Source organism: Ruminococcus sp. AF17-22AC, assembly GCF_003460065.1.
Lineage (GTDB): Bacteria > Bacillota > Clostridia > Lachnospirales > Lachnospiraceae > Blautia_A.
This window is the reverse complement of the sequence record NZ_QRXT01000002.1, coordinates 181,806-198,272: the sequence shown is the minus strand read 5'-3', so window position 1 is coordinate 198,272 and position 16,467 is coordinate 181,806. Positions and strand designations below refer to the sequence as shown.

The window sequence follows — 16,467 nt, the reverse complement described above, 5'->3', positions numbered from 1 at the left end:
ACAAATACAACAATACAAGTTTAGCTGTTTTTGAGAATTATGTCAAGTTTTTATTTGTGTTATGTCCATTTCTTCGAGCACCGAAAAAATGTCTCCGGAACGGAATCCACGCCGTGCCAGATATCCGTAAAGACGGCGCATCTCACGCTCATCAAGCTCTGCTCCGGGCTCGTACTTTTTCCCGACCATCTGGCGGAGAAGTGCCCTTTCATCCGGTGTCTCAAGCTCCTCTGCTTCCTCCCATGCATCCTGTATCGTCTGACGGTCGATTCCCTTCCCGGAAAGCTCCTGAAATATCTTCTGACGGCTCTTATCGTGAATCCTGTACATGATATAATTCAGTGCGTATCTCCGGTCATTGATATAACCATAATCCTTTACATAAGAGACGGCATCCTCTGCAAGTTCTTCTGAAAAACCGGCACGGAGAAGGCGATCCGTCAATCCCTTCTCCGTACGATCCATATGTTCCAGAAGACGCAGTGCCTTCTTACGGGCCTTTCTCTGCTGTTCCATATCTGTCATTTAATTATTCCTGCTCTTCTCCGTTCTGTTCTGCGTTCTCCGGTTCTTCGCCCGGAAGCAGATGGTACTGGATTCTTACTTTCTTCTCGATTTCTTCGCAGATCTCCGGATGATCTTTCAGAAAGATCTTGACGTTCTCACGTCCCTGACCGATACGCTCTCCATTGTAAGAGTACCATGCACCGCTCTTATTCACTACATTGCATTCTGCTGCAAGATCAAGGATCTCACCCTCTCTGGAGATACCGGTACCGAACATGATATCGAACTCTGCCTGCTTAAACGGCGGAGCAACTTTATTCTTAACAACTTTAACCTTTACATGGTTACCGACCATCTCGCCGCCTTGCTTCAGGGTCTCTGTCCTTCTGACATCAAGACGTACGGAAGCATAGAACTTCAAAGCACGTCCACCAGTCGTTGTCTCCGGGTTGCCAAACATAACACCAACCTTTTCACGGAGCTGATTGATAAAGATTACCACACAGTTCGAACGGCTTATTGCTGCAGTAAGTTTACGAAGTGCCTGAGACATCAGACGTGCATGAAGACCTACATGACTGTCTCCCATATCCCCCTCGATCTCTGCCTTCGGAACCAGTGCTGCAACAGAGTCTACAATTACGATGTCAACTGCACCGGAACGTACCATCGTCTCGGTGATTTCAAGTGCCTGCTCACCGTTATCCGGCTGTGAAATATAGAGGTTATCGATGTCAACACCGATATTCTTCGCATAGACCGGATCAAGTGCATGCTCTGCATCAATAAATCCAGCGATTCCGCCACGCTTCTGTACCTCTGCAACCATATGTAAGGCAACAGTCGTCTTACCACTGGACTCCGGTCCGTAGATCTCGACGATTCTCCCCTTCGGTACACCGCCCACACCAAGAGCAATGTCAAGTCCGAGAGATCCGGTCGGAACTGCCTCTACCACCATATTAGAGCTGGAATCTCCAAGCTTCATAACGGATCCTTTACCGTACTGCTTCTCAATATGTCCAAGGGCTGCTTCCAGCGCCTTCTGTTTCTCTTCGTTCATCATTTCAGGATTCTCCTTAATTTTATTTTGATTTTTATTTATGTGTAATACCAAACCTATGTTCGTGTTTTCTTCTTATATGCTATTATAAATCTCCTGTAAAGTCAAGCAAAACTTTTTGACATTTTTCTCCCTGAAATGGCAAAAGAGGTACCGGGTTTCCCCGATACCTCCTGATATCTGTATTATTTATTTGTCCCCGATCAGCCAGTTGTACATTTCTTCATACTGCTGTGCGGAATGACTCCATGAGAAGTCTGCTGCCATTGCACGGTCAACCATTTTATTCCATTCGCGTTTGTTGTCATAAAATACCTTTTCGGCATTGCGGACAGTTGCAAGCATCTCATGTGCATTGTAGTTTGTAAAGCTGAATCCTGTACCGGTTCCCTCGTACTGGTTGTATGGCTCTACCGTATCCTTCAGGCCGCCTGTCTCACGCACGATTGGTAAGGTACCGTAACGGAGACTCATCAGCTGACTTAAACCGCATGGTTCAAACAATGATGGCATCAGGAATGCATCTGACGCTGCATAAATTCTGTGGGACATCGGCTCATCATAATAGATCTGAGCAGATACCTTTCCATGATATTTCCAGTCAAAGTGGCGGAACATATTTTCGTAGCGTTCTTCGCCGGTACCGAGTACGACGATCTGAACAGCATCCTGACACAGTTCATCCATGATATATGCGATCAGGTCAAAGCCTTTCTGGTCTGTCAGACGGGAAACGATACCGATCAGCATTGCGTTCGGATCTTCGTTCAGCCCGAGGTCACGCTGAAGCTGAAGCTTGTTTTTGACTTTTTCCTTGCGGAAGGTCTTTGCATTATAATTCTGTGTAATGTATTTATCTGTCTCCGGATTGAATACATCATAATCGATTCCGTTGACGATACCGCGAAGGTCATGGGCACGCGCACAGAGAAGTCCGTCCAGTCTCTCTCCGTAGAACGGTGTCTTGATCTCTTCGGCATAAGTATTACTTACTGTTGTTACTGCATCTGCAAATACAATTCCACCTTTGAGGAAGTTTGCATCTTTGTATGCTTCCAGCTTATCCGGGGCAAAATAGTAATCAGAAAGACCTGTGATACCCTGTACGGTCTTGACATCCCATACGCCCTGGAATTTCAGATTGTGGATCGTCATAACCGTCTTGATTCCCCAGAAAAATTCATTCTGCTGGAAAGAATCATGCAGATATACCGGAACAAGACCTGTCTGCCAGTCGTGGCAGTGGATCACATCCGGGCGGAATCCGATCACCGGGAGCACGGAGAGAACTGCTTTTGAGAAGAAAGCAAACTTCTCAAGATCCCATGGTGCACTGTCATACGGTTTCGGACCGCTGAAATAATATTCGTTATCAATAAAGTAAAACTGGATTCCGTCATATTCCATATGAAGAATTCCAACATAACAATTCTTATATCCCAGATCCATATAGAAGTGGGTGATATATTCCATTTTGTCTTTCCATTCCTGCTTCATACAGGCATATTTCGGCAAAATCACGCGTACATCGAAATAACGTTTATCGAAACATTTCGGAAGTGCACCTGCTACGTCTGCAAGACCTCCTGTCTTGATAAATGGTACTGCTTCTGATGTTGCAAATAAGATTCTTTTCATCTGTAAATACCCCTCCTTGATTCCCGCTGTCAGAAAATTATCTGACTTTCTCGGTCTATGCCGGATTTTTATGTTTATTATACCCTAAAACACTTCTAATTGAAAGAGTGATTTTTGTATTCCAGACGTATTTTATCTGCGATCAGAGCAATAAATTCCGAGTTGGTTGGCTTACCTTTTCCGGTGCTTACCGTATAGCCGAAAAGTGCATCGATCGTGTCCATTTTGCCCCTGCTCCATGCAACTTCGATTGCATGACGTATGGCACGTTCTACCCTGCTCGGGGTCGTCTGATGTTTTTTTGCGATCGTCGGATACAGGACTTTCGTGATAGAATTCAACATCTCCATATCATTGACTGCAAGGATGATCGCATCCCTCAGATACTGGTATCCCTTGATATGCGCCGGAACTCCGATCTCGTGGATAATATTGGTGACATCAGCCTCCAGATTACGTTTGCCATACGGTGCAGGCTCTTCCCGTACTGTCTGGCGTACAGGCTCACGAAATCTCTTTACACTACTTTTGCGGATATGTTTGATGCGGTTCAGTAATACCTGATTATCAAAAGGTTTCAGCATGTAGTAGGAAGCCCCCAGATTAAATGCATCTTCTGTGATTCTCTCCTGTCCCACTGCTGAGATCACAATAAATGCCGGCTGCTTTTTGACTGTCTGATCATGACTGCACTGCTCCATAACGGTCAGTCCGTCCATTTTCGGCATGATCATATCCAGAACCACCACATCCGGTTCTTTTTCTCTTATGATATTACAGATTTCTTCTCCGTTATGTGCTTTGCCGACCAGCGCCAGTTCTTTATCTTCTTCGATCATCTGACCAAGTATGTCTGTCATTCTCTCATTATCATCTGCAATCGCCACATTTAATTTTTCCATGAGGCCTTTCCCTCCTAACCTACAGCATTCTACTTCCTTACAACAAGGACATTATAGTGGAAAGGCCTTCGCGAAATCAAGCCGAAACTGGCTGAAATACAGCATTTTCGTTCGTCCGAAAACGACATTTTCCTAGCTTCTTTTTTCATATTTTTCTGCTTTTTTCTTTTTCTTCGCATCTTCGACATGACTTTTTCTGCCATTATTTTTTTATTCTTTTTCCACATTTTCTATCATCGTTTCTGCAAAAATCCCATAACCGCCGGCTGCATCCTGCACGAACACATGTGTAATCGCACCTGCAAACTTTCCATTCTGGATCACAGGACTGCCACTCATGCCCTGCACGATACCTCCTGTCATATCCAGAAGTTCCTGATCGGTCACCTGGATCACAAAACTTTTATTCGAATCCTCATGATTCATATCAATTCTTGTGATCTCTGCGTCAAATTCTTTCACTTCACCATCTATACCGCACAAAACAGTCGCCGGTCCTGTTTCCAGTTCCTGCTTGTATGCAACTTCCATCTTCTTCAGTGAAAGTGGCTTTGGAACGATGTTTAATGTTCCGAAAATTCCCTGATCACAATTCTTATCAATAGAACCGATCACCTGCTGCGCATCGTAATGGATCATCCCTGAAATCTCGCCGGGACTTCCGCTGCTGCCTTTCTGTATCCCGATGATTTTTGCCTGATACAGTGCGCCTTCATTTATATGCAAAAGTTCTCCTGTGTCCACATCGCTGATTCCATGTCCGAGTGCGCCGAAATTCCCCTTTTCATCCACAAAAGTCAGCGTACCAATTCCCTGTGTATTGTCCCGCACCCAGACTCCCAGCTTGTACTCTCCCCGGACATCTTTTACCGGAGTAATCGAAAGAGGGATTTTTTCCCCGTTTCTGATGACCTCAAGTGTCACCTGTGAATCATCCAGCTTCGAAAGATCCTCGATCAGCTCTTTTTTACTGTGCACCGTCTGGTCATTAAATGCCACAATATAATCACCCGGCTTCACAATATTTTTTGCCGGTTCCTGTGTAAATCCCTCCTGCGAAACAATTTCTCCGGTATCAATCACCAGTACACCGTCTGTCTCCATATAGATTCCGACCGTGTCACCGGATACCATGACAGATTCACTGTCCGCCGGGGTAATCTTCACATCTTTAAATGGAATTACACCGAGGATCCGGGCTTTCAGAAGATAGCTTCCGTCACCCGATACAGTAATTGCATCATCAAAACTTAAAAATGGAAAATCCAGCACATTCTTTACCTGTTCTTCTTTTCCTTCTGAAACAAACAGTTCATCCGGGATCTTGCGCTCCAGATAACGATATCCAAACCACACCACTGCAAGCAGATCCAGACACAGGAACCACAGAAGCAGGCGTCGGTATTTCTTCTTTCTGTCCACTCTGCCACATCCTTTCTTTTGTAAACTTCTCTCCATAGAACAAAGCGGACAAGTCCGCTTCAAACTCCCTGAATCCATCAATCTTTGAAGGACTTGTTACGCTTTGCGCGCCAGATGCAGTCTGCTTTAGCAGACATATTCCACACGAAGTAATTTCCTATTACACAAAAAAAGAGAAGAGATCCTTTTGGATCATCCTCTCTTATTATCTGTAGATCTTTTTATTTCAGTCTTGTATTTTTATGTACCTGTGCCAATTCTTTCATTTCTTTTGCATTATCAAAGACAGCCTGCGTGATCTCGGCTCCGCCAAGCAGGCGCGCCAGTTCACGGACAGAATCATCTCCTTCAAGCGGATGGATTTCTGTAATCGTTTCGTTGTCTTTCTGATGTTTTTCGATTTCGAAATGTGTATCTGCCATTGCTGCGATCTGTGGCAGATGCGTAATGCACAATACCTGATGACACCGGCCGATCACTGCCATTTTTTCTGAAACTTTCTGAGCAGTCCTGCCGCTGATTCCTGTATCAATTTCATCAAAGATCAGCGTTTCAATCTGATCACGGTCCGCAAGGATTGCCTTGATTGCCAGCATGATTCGTGAAAGCTCACCACCGGATACAATCTTGTCCAATGGTTTCAGGCTTTCGCCCGGGTTCGTTGAAATCTCATATTCAATATCGTCAAATCCACCTGCCGTATATTCCTTCCGGCGGCGAAATGTGATCTGAAACTGTACATCCAGAAAATTCAGATCTTTCAAACCTTCTGTGATCTTGTCCGTCAGCATCTGACTGTATTTTTGACGGATCACGGATAATTTATGCGAAACAGTTTCCAGTTCTTCTCTGCTCTTTTTAAGATTTTCTTCTGCTTCGTGGAAGCGTTCCTCATATTTATCCAGATTTTCCAGTTTTTGTTTTTGTTTAAGACAATACTCCTGAATGTCTTCAATCGTACGTCCGTATTTTGCCTTGAGACCATTGATCGTATCCAGACGTTTCTCGGTCTCATAAAAAGCTTCATCATCAAAATTCAGATCATCAACGTACGAAGCCAGCTCACGGTTAAAATCATTCAGAAGGCCGTCAATCTCCTGAAGTGCGGATGCCATGGAATCAAGCTGTGTATCATATTCTGTCACACGGCTGATCTCACGTACAGCATTTCCGACCGACTCACCAGCTCCCTGCCCGGATTCATATCCTGTCAGATCACGTACACCCTGTAGTGTCTCAAGGATCTTCCTGCCATTGTTCAGCTTACGGTAGCGCTTCTCCAGCTCCTCATCTTCACCTGATACAAGCTGTGCGCTCTCGATCTCATTGATCTCAAACTCAAGAAACGCACGTTCTCTGTTGCGCTGTTCTTCATCAATGTCAAGTTCATCCAACTGTCTCTTACAGTCACGGTACTCTTTATATGACTTCTGTACTTGATCTTTTGCAGGAAAAATTTCTTCTTTTCCATAAATATCAAGAATTTCAAGCTGCTTATCCTGATACAGAAGTGACTGGTGCTCATGCTGTCCATGAATATCCAGAAGACAGGATGCCGCCGCTTTCATCTGTGCCACAGTACAGGTCTCACCATTGATTTTGTTGATGCTTCTGCCATCCATAAGCTTACGTGTCAAAAGCACCTGGCCTTCCGATGTCTCGACTCCAAGCTCCCGGAGAGATGCCTCCGCACGCGGATTTTCCACCTGAAAAAGCAGCTCCACCAGCGCACTTGACGCACCGGTACGAATCATATCTTTCGCACTTCTGCCGCCAAGGATCAACTGCATGGAGCCTAAGAGAATGGATTTACCGGCTCCGGTCTCACCTGTCAGGATATTAAGACCGGGACCAAACTCCACTTCAATATCTTCGATCAGTGCAAGATTTCTCACATGAAGATGAACTAACATAATTTCAAAATTCCTTTCAAACGCTCAGCTACGTTCTGTGCCTGTTCGTTGTCCCGTGCCACACACATAACGGTATCGTCCCCGGCAATGCTTCCGAGGATTTCTTTCCAGTTCAGTGCATCCAGTGCTGCCGCAACCCCCATAGCCATGCCCGGTACTGTCCGGATCACGATCATATTCTGTCCAACATCAATAGATGTAAGCGCATCATGAAGTACGCGTGTATACTTGTCTCCAAGCTCCACAGCTGCACCGGAAAGTACTGCATAACGGGATTTTCCGTCTTTGCCGGCAACCTTTGTCAGTTTCAGTGCACGGATATCTCTGGACACCGTTGCCTGTGTCACCTTAAATCCGGCACTGTTCAGTCTCGCAGCAAGCTCTTCCTGTGTATCAATGTCATGCTGCTGGATCAGCTCTATAATTTTTTCGTGTCTTGCACTTTTCACGACATTCCCTCCATCACACTAATTGTTGCTCATTTTCTGTCTCAGCACCTCGACAAAACTCAGATGGTTCAGTTTCAGTATTTTGACGCTGACTGAAGCTTTTTTTATTACGATCCTGTCTCCTGTCGACATCGGCACTTCGACATCTCCGTCAAACGACGCAAGACCGTTTTCCTGAATCTGTCGTCTTCCTTCGCCAAGCTCAACCGTGATCACATCATCTTCCGGAAAAATAATACTTCTGGTATTCAGCGTATGCGGTGCGATCGGTGTCATCACCGTCATTGCCGCATTCGGCGATATGATCGGTCCGCCGCATGACAGACTGTATCCGGTGGAACCGGTAGGTGTCGCAATGATGATTCCGTCCGCATTGTAGGAATTCAGATAACCGTCGTTTACATAATTGTTAAATCCAATTACACGAAGAGGCGGTCCCACTCTGCTGATCACGATATCATTCAGTGCCACATCCTGTCCTGTGATTTTATCACCACGCCATACCGTTCCGGTAAGCATCATTCTCTCTTCTATTTCGTAGTCATCCGCAAAAAGTTTGTCCAGTGCTGTATAAATCGACGTTTTATCGATCTCCGCAAGAAAACCAAGTGTACCGAGATTGATTCCCAGCATCGGGATTTCTCTGTGAACCACATCACGGGCTGCCTGAAGAAGCGTTCCGTCTCCTCCGAGCACCAGAATACACTGTGTATCCTCCGGTATCAGAGCCGGATCTGTGTAATGGTATTCCCCCTCCACTCTGCGCTCCGCCTGCTGCACCTGACATTTTTTTCCGTGTTCTTTCAGATACTGTACGATCTCCTCCGTAAATCTCAGATTCTGATCTTTGTCACGATTGGTTATGATATAAAACTTGTCCATCTCTTCTGCCTTCCTTAATCGAGCTGATCATGTGCCTCCCGCACTACCTGCTCCGGTTCTGCTTCAAGAGAAGATTCGATCACTTCTCCTTCCGGTCTTTTCTTAAGATGTAACAGATACTCAATATTTCCCTCCGGTCCCTTGATCGGTGAGAAAGAAAGATGTCTCGGTTCCAGCGCGATCGAGGACGCATAGGCAATTACTTTTTCGATGACCTCAAGATGTACTGCCGGATCTCTTACCACACCTTTTTTGCCGACTTTTTCACGTCCGGCCTCAAACTGCGGTTTGATCAGACAGACGATCTCTCCGTCTTCCGTCAGAAGATTTCTTACCGGAAGAAGTACTTTTGTCAGTGAAATGAAGGAAACATCAATTGATGAAAACTGTGCCGGTTCCTGAATATCTTCCGGAAGGACATAGCGGATATTTGTTTTTTCCATGCAGACCACACGCGGGTCATTACGGAGTTTCCAGTCAAGCTGTCCATATCCGACATCGATAGAATATACTTTTACTGCTCCGTTTTGAAGCATACAGTCTGTAAATCCACCGGTAGATGCCCCTACGTCCATGCAGACTCTGCCATCCAGTTCCACACCGAAATGATTCATCGCCTTTTCCAGTTTCAGACCGCCGCGGCTTACATACGGAAGTGTATTTCCGCGCACTTCGATCTTTACAGTTTCCTGAAACATGGTTCCTGCTTTGTCTTCTTTCTGGCCATCCACATAAACATTTCCTGCCATAATATATGCTTTTGCTTTTTCTCTGGAAGGTGCCAGCGCACGCTCCATCATCAAAAGATCCAGTCTTTTCTTCATGCCTGCTCCTCATATTCCTCTATTGCATTCAGAATCTCCGGTGCTGACAGGCCGATCTTGGCCCGCAGACTGGCGATTTCTCCATGCTGTACAAAGCGGTTCCAGATTGCCAGCGGAAGCACACGTACCTCCGGATGACAGGCTTCCATATAAGCTGCCACATGTTCTCCAAATCCGCCGTTTTTTACATTTTCTTCTACTGTCACAAAGAGTTTGTGATCCTTTGCAAGTTCATCAAGAAGTTCCGTGTCCAGAGGTTTCACAAATCTCGCATTGACAAATGTCGGTTCTTCCCCTCTGTTTTTCATCTCTTTATAAACCTGTTCGCATACTTCCGTCATACTTCCCACAGAAAGAATTGCGGTATCTTTGCCCCTGTAAAGGATCTCACTCTTGCCGTAACGAACCGGGCTTTCGAATTCTTCCAGTCCCTGATACGCCGTTCCTCTCGGATAACGGATTGCACACGGACCTGCCGCGTGTACGGCAAATTCCATCATTTTTTCGAGTTCTCTGCTATTCTTCGGTGCCATGACCGTCATGTTCGGCATCATAGTCAGATATGACAGGTCAAAACAACCCTGATGCGTCTCACCGTCTGCACCAACCAGTCCTGCCCGGTCGATTGCAAAAATAACATGCAGATTCTGCATACAGACATCATGAAGCATCTGATCCACTGCTCTCTGAAGAAATGACGAGTAAATTGCAACGACTGGAATCATTCCGCCCAGCGCAAGTCCTGCTGCAAAGCTGACTGCGTGTTCCTCTGCAATTCCCACATCAAAAAGACGCTCCGGAAATGCTTTCTCAAAAGCCACAAGGCCGGTGCCTGCTTTCATAGCCGCAGTAATACCCACAAGCTTCGGATTGTCTTTTCCCAGACGCACCATTACATCTGAAAAAACATCCGTCCATGAAGGTCCTTTTTTTGCAGCAAGCTGTCTGCCGGTGCGGATATCAAACGGTCCTGTGCCATGAAACTGATCCGGATGCAGACTTGCCGGTTCGTAGCCGCGTCCCTTCTGTGTCAGAACGTGAACGATAACCGGGCCTTCTACTCGCTTTGCCTCGTTAAAAAGTTTCATCATCTGACGCATATCATGACCGTCAACCGGTCCCAGATAGGTCAGTCCCATATTTTCAAAAAGCATGCCCGGTATGATGAGCTGCTTGATACTGCTCTTTGTGCGGCGCATCGTATCTACGACAGCCGTTCCCACCTTCGGGATCTTCTTAAGTGTTTTCGTCACATTGATCTTCATGCCGGTGTAGACTTCTGCTGTACGAAGCGCGCTCAGATAAGACGAAATGCCACCGACATTTTTTGAAATGGACATGTTGTTGTCATTCAGGACAATTATAAAATTTGTCTTGAGTTCCGCTGCATTGTTTAATGCCTCATATGCCATTCCTCCGGTAAGTGCGCCGTCTCCGATCACAGATACCACACGGTATTTCTGTCCCTGCAGATCTCTGGCGCGCACATAGCCCAGACCTGCCGAAATAGAATTGGAACTGTGTCCTGCATCAAATGCGTCACAGTCGCTCTCACAACGCTTCGGAAAGCCGCTCATGCCGCCTTCTTTTCGCAGATTTTTGAACCCTTCTTTTCTTCCGGTCAGAATCTTGTGTGTATATGCCTGATGTCCTACATCCCATACGATCTTATCTTCTGGAAATTCCAGAACATTGTGAAGTGCCATCGTCAGTTCCACAACGCCAAGATTGGATGCCAGGTGGCCTCCTGTGTGACTTACGGATTCTATCAGAAACTGTCGGATCTCCTCTGCAAGCTGTGGAAAATCCGCCAGCGCAATTTTGTGTATATCATTTGGCTTATTGATCTTTTCCAGCATCCTTCGTATCCCTCTTTCATTTCCTGCGCTCTGCCATCTCTCTGACCAGAGCCTTCAGAAATTCGTTTTCATTATTCAGTCTGTCCAGAATCTCGACTGCTTTTTCAGAAAGTTTCTTAACCTGCGCAGACGCTTCTTCGATTCCAAATAAGGTCACATACGTAACTTTGTTGTTTTTTTCATCACTGTGTGCCGGTTTGCCAAGTTCTTCGCTGGTACAGGTCACATCCAGAATATCATCCTGAATCTGAAAGGCAAGACCGATCGCAGACGCAGCCTCACCGATCAGTTTCGTCTGTTCTTCATCGGCACCTGCAAGTACGGCACCGGTCATCATGGATGCTTCAAGAAGCGCAGAAGTCTTGTGTTCATAGATATAATCAAGCGTTGCCTTATCGATCGGTTTGCCGTCATTTTCCACGTCGACGCTCTGACCGCCAAGCATACCGTGAATGCCAGTCCTGTCTGCCATGATCCGAAGAGCACGGATCACATGTGCACTGTCCTCCGTCATAGAAAAAGCACGCAGCATCGTCTCATAGGCATAGTTTAAAAGGCTCACTCCACTCAAAACGCCCATAGCTTCTCCGTAAACCTTATGTGTGGTAAGGCGGCCTCTGCGGTAATCGTCATTGTCGATTGCCGGAAGGTCATCATGGATCAGCGAATGCGTGTGGATCATCTCGATACCTGCCATAAAAGGCTCCACAACTTCTCCCTCTCCTCCGAACAGACGGAATGTTTCCAGAAGAAGAATCGGACGAAGTCTCTTTCCGCCTGCACACATACTGTAATTCATTGCCTGCGCCATCGTCAGGGCAAACCCTTCTTCCTCCGGCAGCCATTTACGTATCACTTCTTCCGCATAAGCGGTTCTCTGCTGTAATTCTTCTTTAAAATTCACGTAATGTTCCATCCTCATCCATCTGGAGCATCTTTTTTTCTACTGTGTCGAGTTTGCCGCTGCAGTATTTCAGAAGCTCCATTCCTTTTTTGTATAAACGAAAAGAGTCTTCCAGTGAAGTGTCACTGCTTTCCAGTTTTTCTGCAATGACGTCAAGCTCCTGAAAGACGTCTTCGATATTTTTTTCGTTATCTGTTGTCTGCTGTGCCATTTTCCCAGTCTTCCCTTCTGATATGCCGTATCTCTGCTTCGAGTACACCGTCTGTCACATTTACTTTTACGATATCTCCCGGCTGTACCTGCTCTACAGAATAAATTCCTCGTCCCTGCTCATCAGCTACAAACGCATATCCCTGATTCAGCTTTTCCAGAGGAGACAGTCCCCTGTAGCGTTCCAGATAGATACCAAGCTGATGTCGATATCCGAGTACCTTATCCTGCATTGCCTTACGTATCCTGTTTTCGTTATCAATAAGACGCTGCCGGCTGTCACGTAACTTACCTTCCGGGTTTAAATACTGCATCCGCATCTGATATTTTGCAAGTTTCATGCGGTACAGTTCAAACTTTCCATTCATTCCACGCTCAAGGCGTTCACGCCCGTTTCGGATTTCCTGCATGATCTGCCTGAAATCATCAACGGCCAGTTCTGCTGCTGCCGATGGTGTCGGTGCACGCAGATCAGATACAAAATCAGCGATCGTAAAATCTGTCTCATGTCCCACCGCGGAGATGATCGGTGTCCTGCATTCAAAGATTGCACGGGCAACCTTCTCTTCGTTAAAAGCCCACAGATCCTCGATTGAGCCACCGCCACGTCCTACGATAATCGTATCCACGCCTGCCTGATCCAGCATATGGATTCCGTGCACGATACTGTCTGCCGCACCCTCGCCCTGAACCAGTGCCGGATACAGAATAATCTGAAGATACGGATTCCTGCGCAATGAAATGTTGCGGATATCCTGAACAGCAGCACCGGTAGGTGCCGTAACCACACCAAGTCTGTGAATATAGTGCGGAATGGGCTGCTTATATTCTTCGGCAAACATCCCCATTTCTTCGAGTTCTGCCTTTAATGCAAGAAAACGCTCGTAAAGTGCGCCTGCACCTTCGAGTGTGATCTCTTTTGCATAAAGCTGATATCTGCCGTCTCTTTCGTAAACATCCACCGCTCCGCCGACAACGACACGGTCGCCGTCTTTCATACGGAACGCAAGTCCCCTCCTGTGTCCTGCAAACATGACGCAGGAAAGCACACCAGTCTCATCCTTCAGCGAAAAATAGATGTGGCCGCTGGTGTGATATTTGCAGTTGGAGACTTCTCCCTTGACATAGATCTTCTGCAGGATAAAGTCCTGCGTAAACATATTTTTAACGTATCGGTTGATCTGTCCGACTGAAAAAATATTTTTCATTTTATTCTGCGCTTTCTTCCGGCGCTTTCTTATGGTCTTTCTTTGAAGACCGGATAATGATCTTTGCAGAATGTGTCTGACGACGCGGATGTTTCGGTTCTTCACCGGAATCTTTCCTGCCGCTGGCGATCTTGCCAAGGACACCGTTTACAAACGAGCCTGAGTCTTCACCGCCAAAAAGTTTGGCAAGCTCAACGGCTTCGTTGATTGCTACTCCGACCGGAACGTCCGCGTCCATTTTCATTTCGTAAACTGCCAGACGCAGAGCGGTCAGATCCACACGGTTCATACGTGTAGTCTTCCATCCACGGCTGTAATCATTCAGGATTCCGTCGATTTCTTCCAGATGTTCCAGAATGTGGTCGTATTTCTGCTGGATAGCTTCCTGATCTTTCTCGCTGACTTCACCTAGTCCTTCGAAATAGATGGAAAGCTGTTCCGGCATCTCGTTTTCTGTATTGAACTGTGTCATAAACAACAGTTTAAAGATATGTTCTCTCTGCTCGCTTCTTCGCATATTTCCTCCTGGGAAATGTCTGCCCACGCAGACATTCATTATCAAAACATAACTGTGCAGTACTCTCACAGTAAAGAAAAAAGGAAAGGTTTACTTTCCTTTTTCGTTCTCCATATCAACGCCTGCGATGCGGATGTTTACATCTGCAACTTCAAGGCCTGTCATATTTTCAATGGATGATTTTACTTTATCCTGAACTTTCTTGCTAACTTCAAGGATATTCTTGCCAAACTCGATGTTCAGTGTCAGGTCTACGGTAACAACACCTTCAAGGACGGTTACCTTAACACCTTTTGAAAGATTCTTGACACCAAGTTTGCTTACCAGTTCGTTTGTGATATTGCCTTCCATGGAAGCAACACCGTCTACGTCTGTCGCTGCAAGTCCGGCGATCACGGTAACTACTTCATCAGCGATCTTTACTTCGCCGATTCCTCCCACGTCCTGTAATTTATAAGTTGTTCTTTTTTCTGCCATTTCAATTCCTCCTGCGGATTTCGAATCGAATAATTTATGGTTTTAGTATATCAAATCTGGCTGCAAATTAAAAGGTTTATTTACTGAATTCTGTAAGCACCAGATCCGGATTTCTGTCTTCAACCATACCCACACTCCATGCATTGACAAACAGAAGCAGCGGATTGCCTTTCAGATCCGTGACCTTCTTCATATCTGAAGTTCCGGAAATCTTCGCCACGTCAACCTGCTCTTTGTTTGCGATCCAGCGGATGTGTTCGTATGGAAGATTCTCCAGACGGATTTCTACATTGTATTCATTTTCCAGACGATATTTCAGGACATCAAACTGAAGTACGCCGACAACACCGACGATGATCTCTTCCATACCGGTATTAAACTCCTGGAAAATCTGAATGGCACCTTCCTGTGCAATCTGGTTGATACCTTTGACGAACTGTTTACGTTTCATAGTATCGATCTGGCGTACACGTGCGAAATGCTCCGGTGCGAAAGTCGGTATTCCTTCAAAAGCAAATTTCTTACCCGGTGCACAGATCGTATCACCGATGGAAAAGATACCCGGATCGAATACACCAATAATGTCACCGGCATATGCCTCGTCTACTACGTGACGGGACTCTGCCATCATCTGCTGCGGCTGAAGAAGTCTCATCTTCTTTTCGCCCTGTACATGGTAAACTTCCTGAGATGCATCAAATTTTCCTGAACAGATACGCATAAATGCGATTCTGTCTCTGTGTGCTTTGTTCATGTTTGCCTGGATCTTAAATACAAACGCTGAAAAATCATCAGACATCGGATCGATCTCGCCCTCATCCGACATTCTCGGAAGCGGAGAAGTCGTCATTTTGAGGAAGTGCTCCAGAAATGTCTCAACACCAAAGTTTGTCAGAGCAGAACCAAAAAATACCGGTGTCATGTTTCCTTTACTTACCTGTTCCTGATCAAAATCAACGCTTGCACCATCCAGAAGCTCAATCTCTTCCATAAGCTGTTCTCTCTGATCCGGATCTACAATGTCATCAAGACGTGCATCGTCGATATCGATTTCCTCAATGACACCTTCCTTTGTTCCCTTCTGTGTATCAGAGAAAGTCAGGACTTTGTGTGTGTTTCTGTCATAAACTCCGCGGAATTTCTTACCGGAACCGATCGGCCAGTTGATTGGACATGTCGCAATTCCGAGTTCTTTTTCTATTTCATCAAGAAGGTCGAACGTATCATTTGCATCACGATCCATTTTATTGATAAATGTAAAAATAGGAATGTGGCGCATAACGCAGACTTTGAATAATTTTCTTGTCTGTGCCTCCACACCTTTGCTTCCGTCGATAACCATGACTGCAGAATCGGCAGCCATCAGTGTACGATAGGTATCCTCGGAGAAATCCTGATGTCCCGGTGTATCCAGAATGTTGATGCAATACCCGTCATAATGAAACTGTAATACGGAAGAGGTTACGGAAATACCTCTCTCTTTCTCTATTTCCATCCAGTCAGATACTGCATGGCGGGCTGTGGCTTTACCCTTAACGCTGCCTGCCAGATTAATGGCACCTCCATACAGCAGGAACTTCTCTGTCAGAGTCGTCTTACCTGCATCCGGGTGGGAGATAATGGCAAAGGTTCTTCTTTTTTCTATTTCTTTCGCATACTTAGACACGTTTTGCCTCCTGTCTATTATCCATT

At 45.8% G+C, this 16,467-nt stretch carries 16 protein-coding genes; all 16 read right to left on the bottom strand.

What is annotated here, in order from left to right:
* Positions 1–42 precede the first annotated feature (42 nt).
* Positions 43–525, bottom strand: a complete 483-nt coding sequence (locus tag DWW86_RS04180; RefSeq protein WP_072523111.1) for a regulatory protein RecX — start codon at positions 523–525, stop codon at positions 43–45.
* Positions 526–529: 4 nt separating this feature from the next.
* Entirely contained in the window at positions 530–1,573 is a 1,044-nt protein-coding gene (gene recA / locus DWW86_RS04175) for a recombinase RecA (protein ID WP_072523110.1), read from the bottom strand.
* A gap of 186 nt (positions 1,574–1,759) precedes the next feature.
* The gene (gene glgA / locus DWW86_RS04170; RefSeq protein WP_072523109.1) at positions 1,760–3,208 is read right to left on the bottom strand and encodes a glycogen synthase GlgA; all 1,449 of its coding nucleotides are present in this window, start codon (positions 3,206–3,208) and stop codon (positions 1,760–1,762) included.
* A 95-nt stretch (positions 3,209–3,303) separates the two neighbouring features.
* Entirely contained in the window at positions 3,304–4,110 is an 807-nt protein-coding gene (gene spo0A, locus DWW86_RS04165) for a sporulation transcription factor Spo0A (protein WP_072523108.1), read from the bottom strand.
* 210 nt (positions 4,111–4,320) lie between these two features.
* Positions 4,321–5,532 (bottom strand): SpoIVB peptidase, encoded by a 1,212-nt coding sequence (gene spoIVB, locus DWW86_RS04155; protein WP_286187635.1) that lies wholly within the window; start codon positions 5,530–5,532, stop codon positions 4,321–4,323.
* 221 nt (positions 5,533–5,753) lie between these two features.
* Positions 5,754–7,445 carry a DNA repair protein RecN gene (gene recN, locus DWW86_RS04150; RefSeq protein WP_117942372.1) on the bottom strand — a complete coding sequence of 564 codons (1,692 nt, stop codon included), beginning with the start codon at positions 7,443–7,445 and terminating at the stop codon, positions 5,754–5,756.
* On the bottom strand, positions 7,439–7,894 hold the full coding sequence (gene argR, locus DWW86_RS04145; protein ID WP_117942371.1) for an arginine repressor: 456 nt from the start codon (positions 7,892–7,894) through the stop codon (positions 7,439–7,441). The genes recN and argR overlap by 7 nt, the downstream gene beginning before the upstream one ends.
* Before the next feature lie 18 nt (positions 7,895–7,912).
* Entirely contained in the window at positions 7,913–8,776 is an 864-nt protein-coding gene (locus DWW86_RS04140) for an NAD(+)/NADH kinase (protein ID WP_117942370.1), read from the bottom strand.
* Between the two features lie 14 nt (positions 8,777–8,790).
* A complete protein-coding gene (locus DWW86_RS04135) occupies positions 8,791–9,600 on the bottom strand; it encodes a TlyA family RNA methyltransferase (protein WP_072523102.1) in 810 nt (269 codons plus the stop codon).
* The gene (gene dxs / locus DWW86_RS04130) at positions 9,597–11,459 is read right to left on the bottom strand and encodes a 1-deoxy-D-xylulose-5-phosphate synthase (protein WP_117942369.1); all 1,863 of its coding nucleotides are present in this window, start codon (positions 11,457–11,459) and stop codon (positions 9,597–9,599) included. Before dxs ends, DWW86_RS04135 begins: the two co-directional genes overlap by 4 nt.
* A 16-nt stretch (positions 11,460–11,475) precedes the next feature.
* Positions 11,476–12,363, bottom strand: coding sequence for a polyprenyl synthetase family protein (locus tag DWW86_RS04125; protein WP_117942368.1), 888 nt, complete (start codon positions 12,361–12,363; stop codon positions 11,476–11,478).
* Positions 12,353–12,574: an exodeoxyribonuclease VII small subunit gene (gene xseB / locus DWW86_RS04120; protein WP_015541126.1), complete on the bottom strand. Its 222-nt coding sequence runs from the start codon at positions 12,572–12,574 to the stop codon at positions 12,353–12,355. The genes DWW86_RS04125 and xseB overlap by 11 nt, the downstream gene beginning before the upstream one ends.
* On the bottom strand, positions 12,552–13,781 hold the full coding sequence (xseA, locus tag DWW86_RS04115) for an exodeoxyribonuclease VII large subunit (protein WP_117942367.1): 1,230 nt from the start codon (positions 13,779–13,781) through the stop codon (positions 12,552–12,554). The genes xseB and xseA overlap by 23 nt, the downstream gene beginning before the upstream one ends.
* Position 13,782: 1 nt before the next feature.
* Positions 13,783–14,298 (bottom strand): transcription antitermination factor NusB, encoded by a 516-nt coding sequence (gene nusB, locus DWW86_RS04110; protein ID WP_072523098.1) that lies wholly within the window; start codon positions 14,296–14,298, stop codon positions 13,783–13,785.
* A gap of 90 nt (positions 14,299–14,388) precedes the next feature.
* On the bottom strand, positions 14,389–14,775 hold the full coding sequence (locus DWW86_RS04105; RefSeq protein WP_072523097.1) for an Asp23/Gls24 family envelope stress response protein: 387 nt from the start codon (positions 14,773–14,775) through the stop codon (positions 14,389–14,391).
* Positions 14,776–14,851: 76 nt separating this feature from the next.
* Positions 14,852–16,441: a peptide chain release factor 3 gene (locus tag DWW86_RS04100; protein WP_117942366.1), complete on the bottom strand. Its 1,590-nt coding sequence runs from the start codon at positions 16,439–16,441 to the stop codon at positions 14,852–14,854.
* Between the last annotated feature and the right edge of the window lie 26 nt (positions 16,442–16,467).

What these genes read in the sequence shown, in the direction of transcription:
- recN (WP_117942372.1), bottom strand. Translation starts at nt 7,445, where the DNA reads ATGTTAGTTCATCTTCATGTGAGAAATCTTGCACTGATCGAAGATATT.
- DWW86_RS04180 (WP_072523111.1), bottom strand. Translation starts at nt 525, where the DNA reads ATGACAGATATGGAACAGCAGAGAAAGGCCCGTAAGAAGGCACTGCGT.
- xseB (WP_015541126.1), bottom strand. Translation starts at nt 12,574, where the DNA reads ATGGCACAGCAGACAACAGATAACGAAAAAAATATCGAAGACGTCTTT.
- spo0A (WP_072523108.1), bottom strand. Translation starts at nt 4,110, where the DNA reads ATGGAAAAATTAAATGTGGCGATTGCAGATGATAATGAGAGAATGACA.
- nusB (WP_072523098.1), bottom strand. Translation starts at nt 14,298, where the DNA reads ATGCGAAGAAGCGAGCAGAGAGAACATATCTTTAAACTGTTGTTTATG.
- dxs (WP_117942369.1), bottom strand. Translation starts at nt 11,459, where the DNA reads ATGCTGGAAAAGATCAATAAGCCAAATGATATACACAAAATTGCGCTG.
- xseA (WP_117942367.1), bottom strand. Translation starts at nt 13,781, where the DNA reads ATGAAAAATATTTTTTCAGTCGGACAGATCAACCGATACGTTAAAAAT.
- glgA (WP_072523109.1), bottom strand. Translation starts at nt 3,208, where the DNA reads ATGAAAAGAATCTTATTTGCAACATCAGAAGCAGTACCATTTATCAAG.
- recA (WP_072523110.1), bottom strand. Translation starts at nt 1,573, where the DNA reads ATGATGAACGAAGAGAAACAGAAGGCGCTGGAAGCAGCCCTTGGACAT.
- DWW86_RS04105 (WP_072523097.1), bottom strand. Translation starts at nt 14,775, where the DNA reads ATGGCAGAAAAAAGAACAACTTATAAATTACAGGACGTGGGAGGAATC.
- DWW86_RS04140 (WP_117942370.1), bottom strand. Translation starts at nt 8,776, where the DNA reads ATGGACAAGTTTTATATCATAACCAATCGTGACAAAGATCAGAATCTG.
- DWW86_RS04135 (WP_072523102.1), bottom strand. Translation starts at nt 9,600, where the DNA reads ATGAAGAAAAGACTGGATCTTTTGATGATGGAGCGTGCGCTGGCACCT.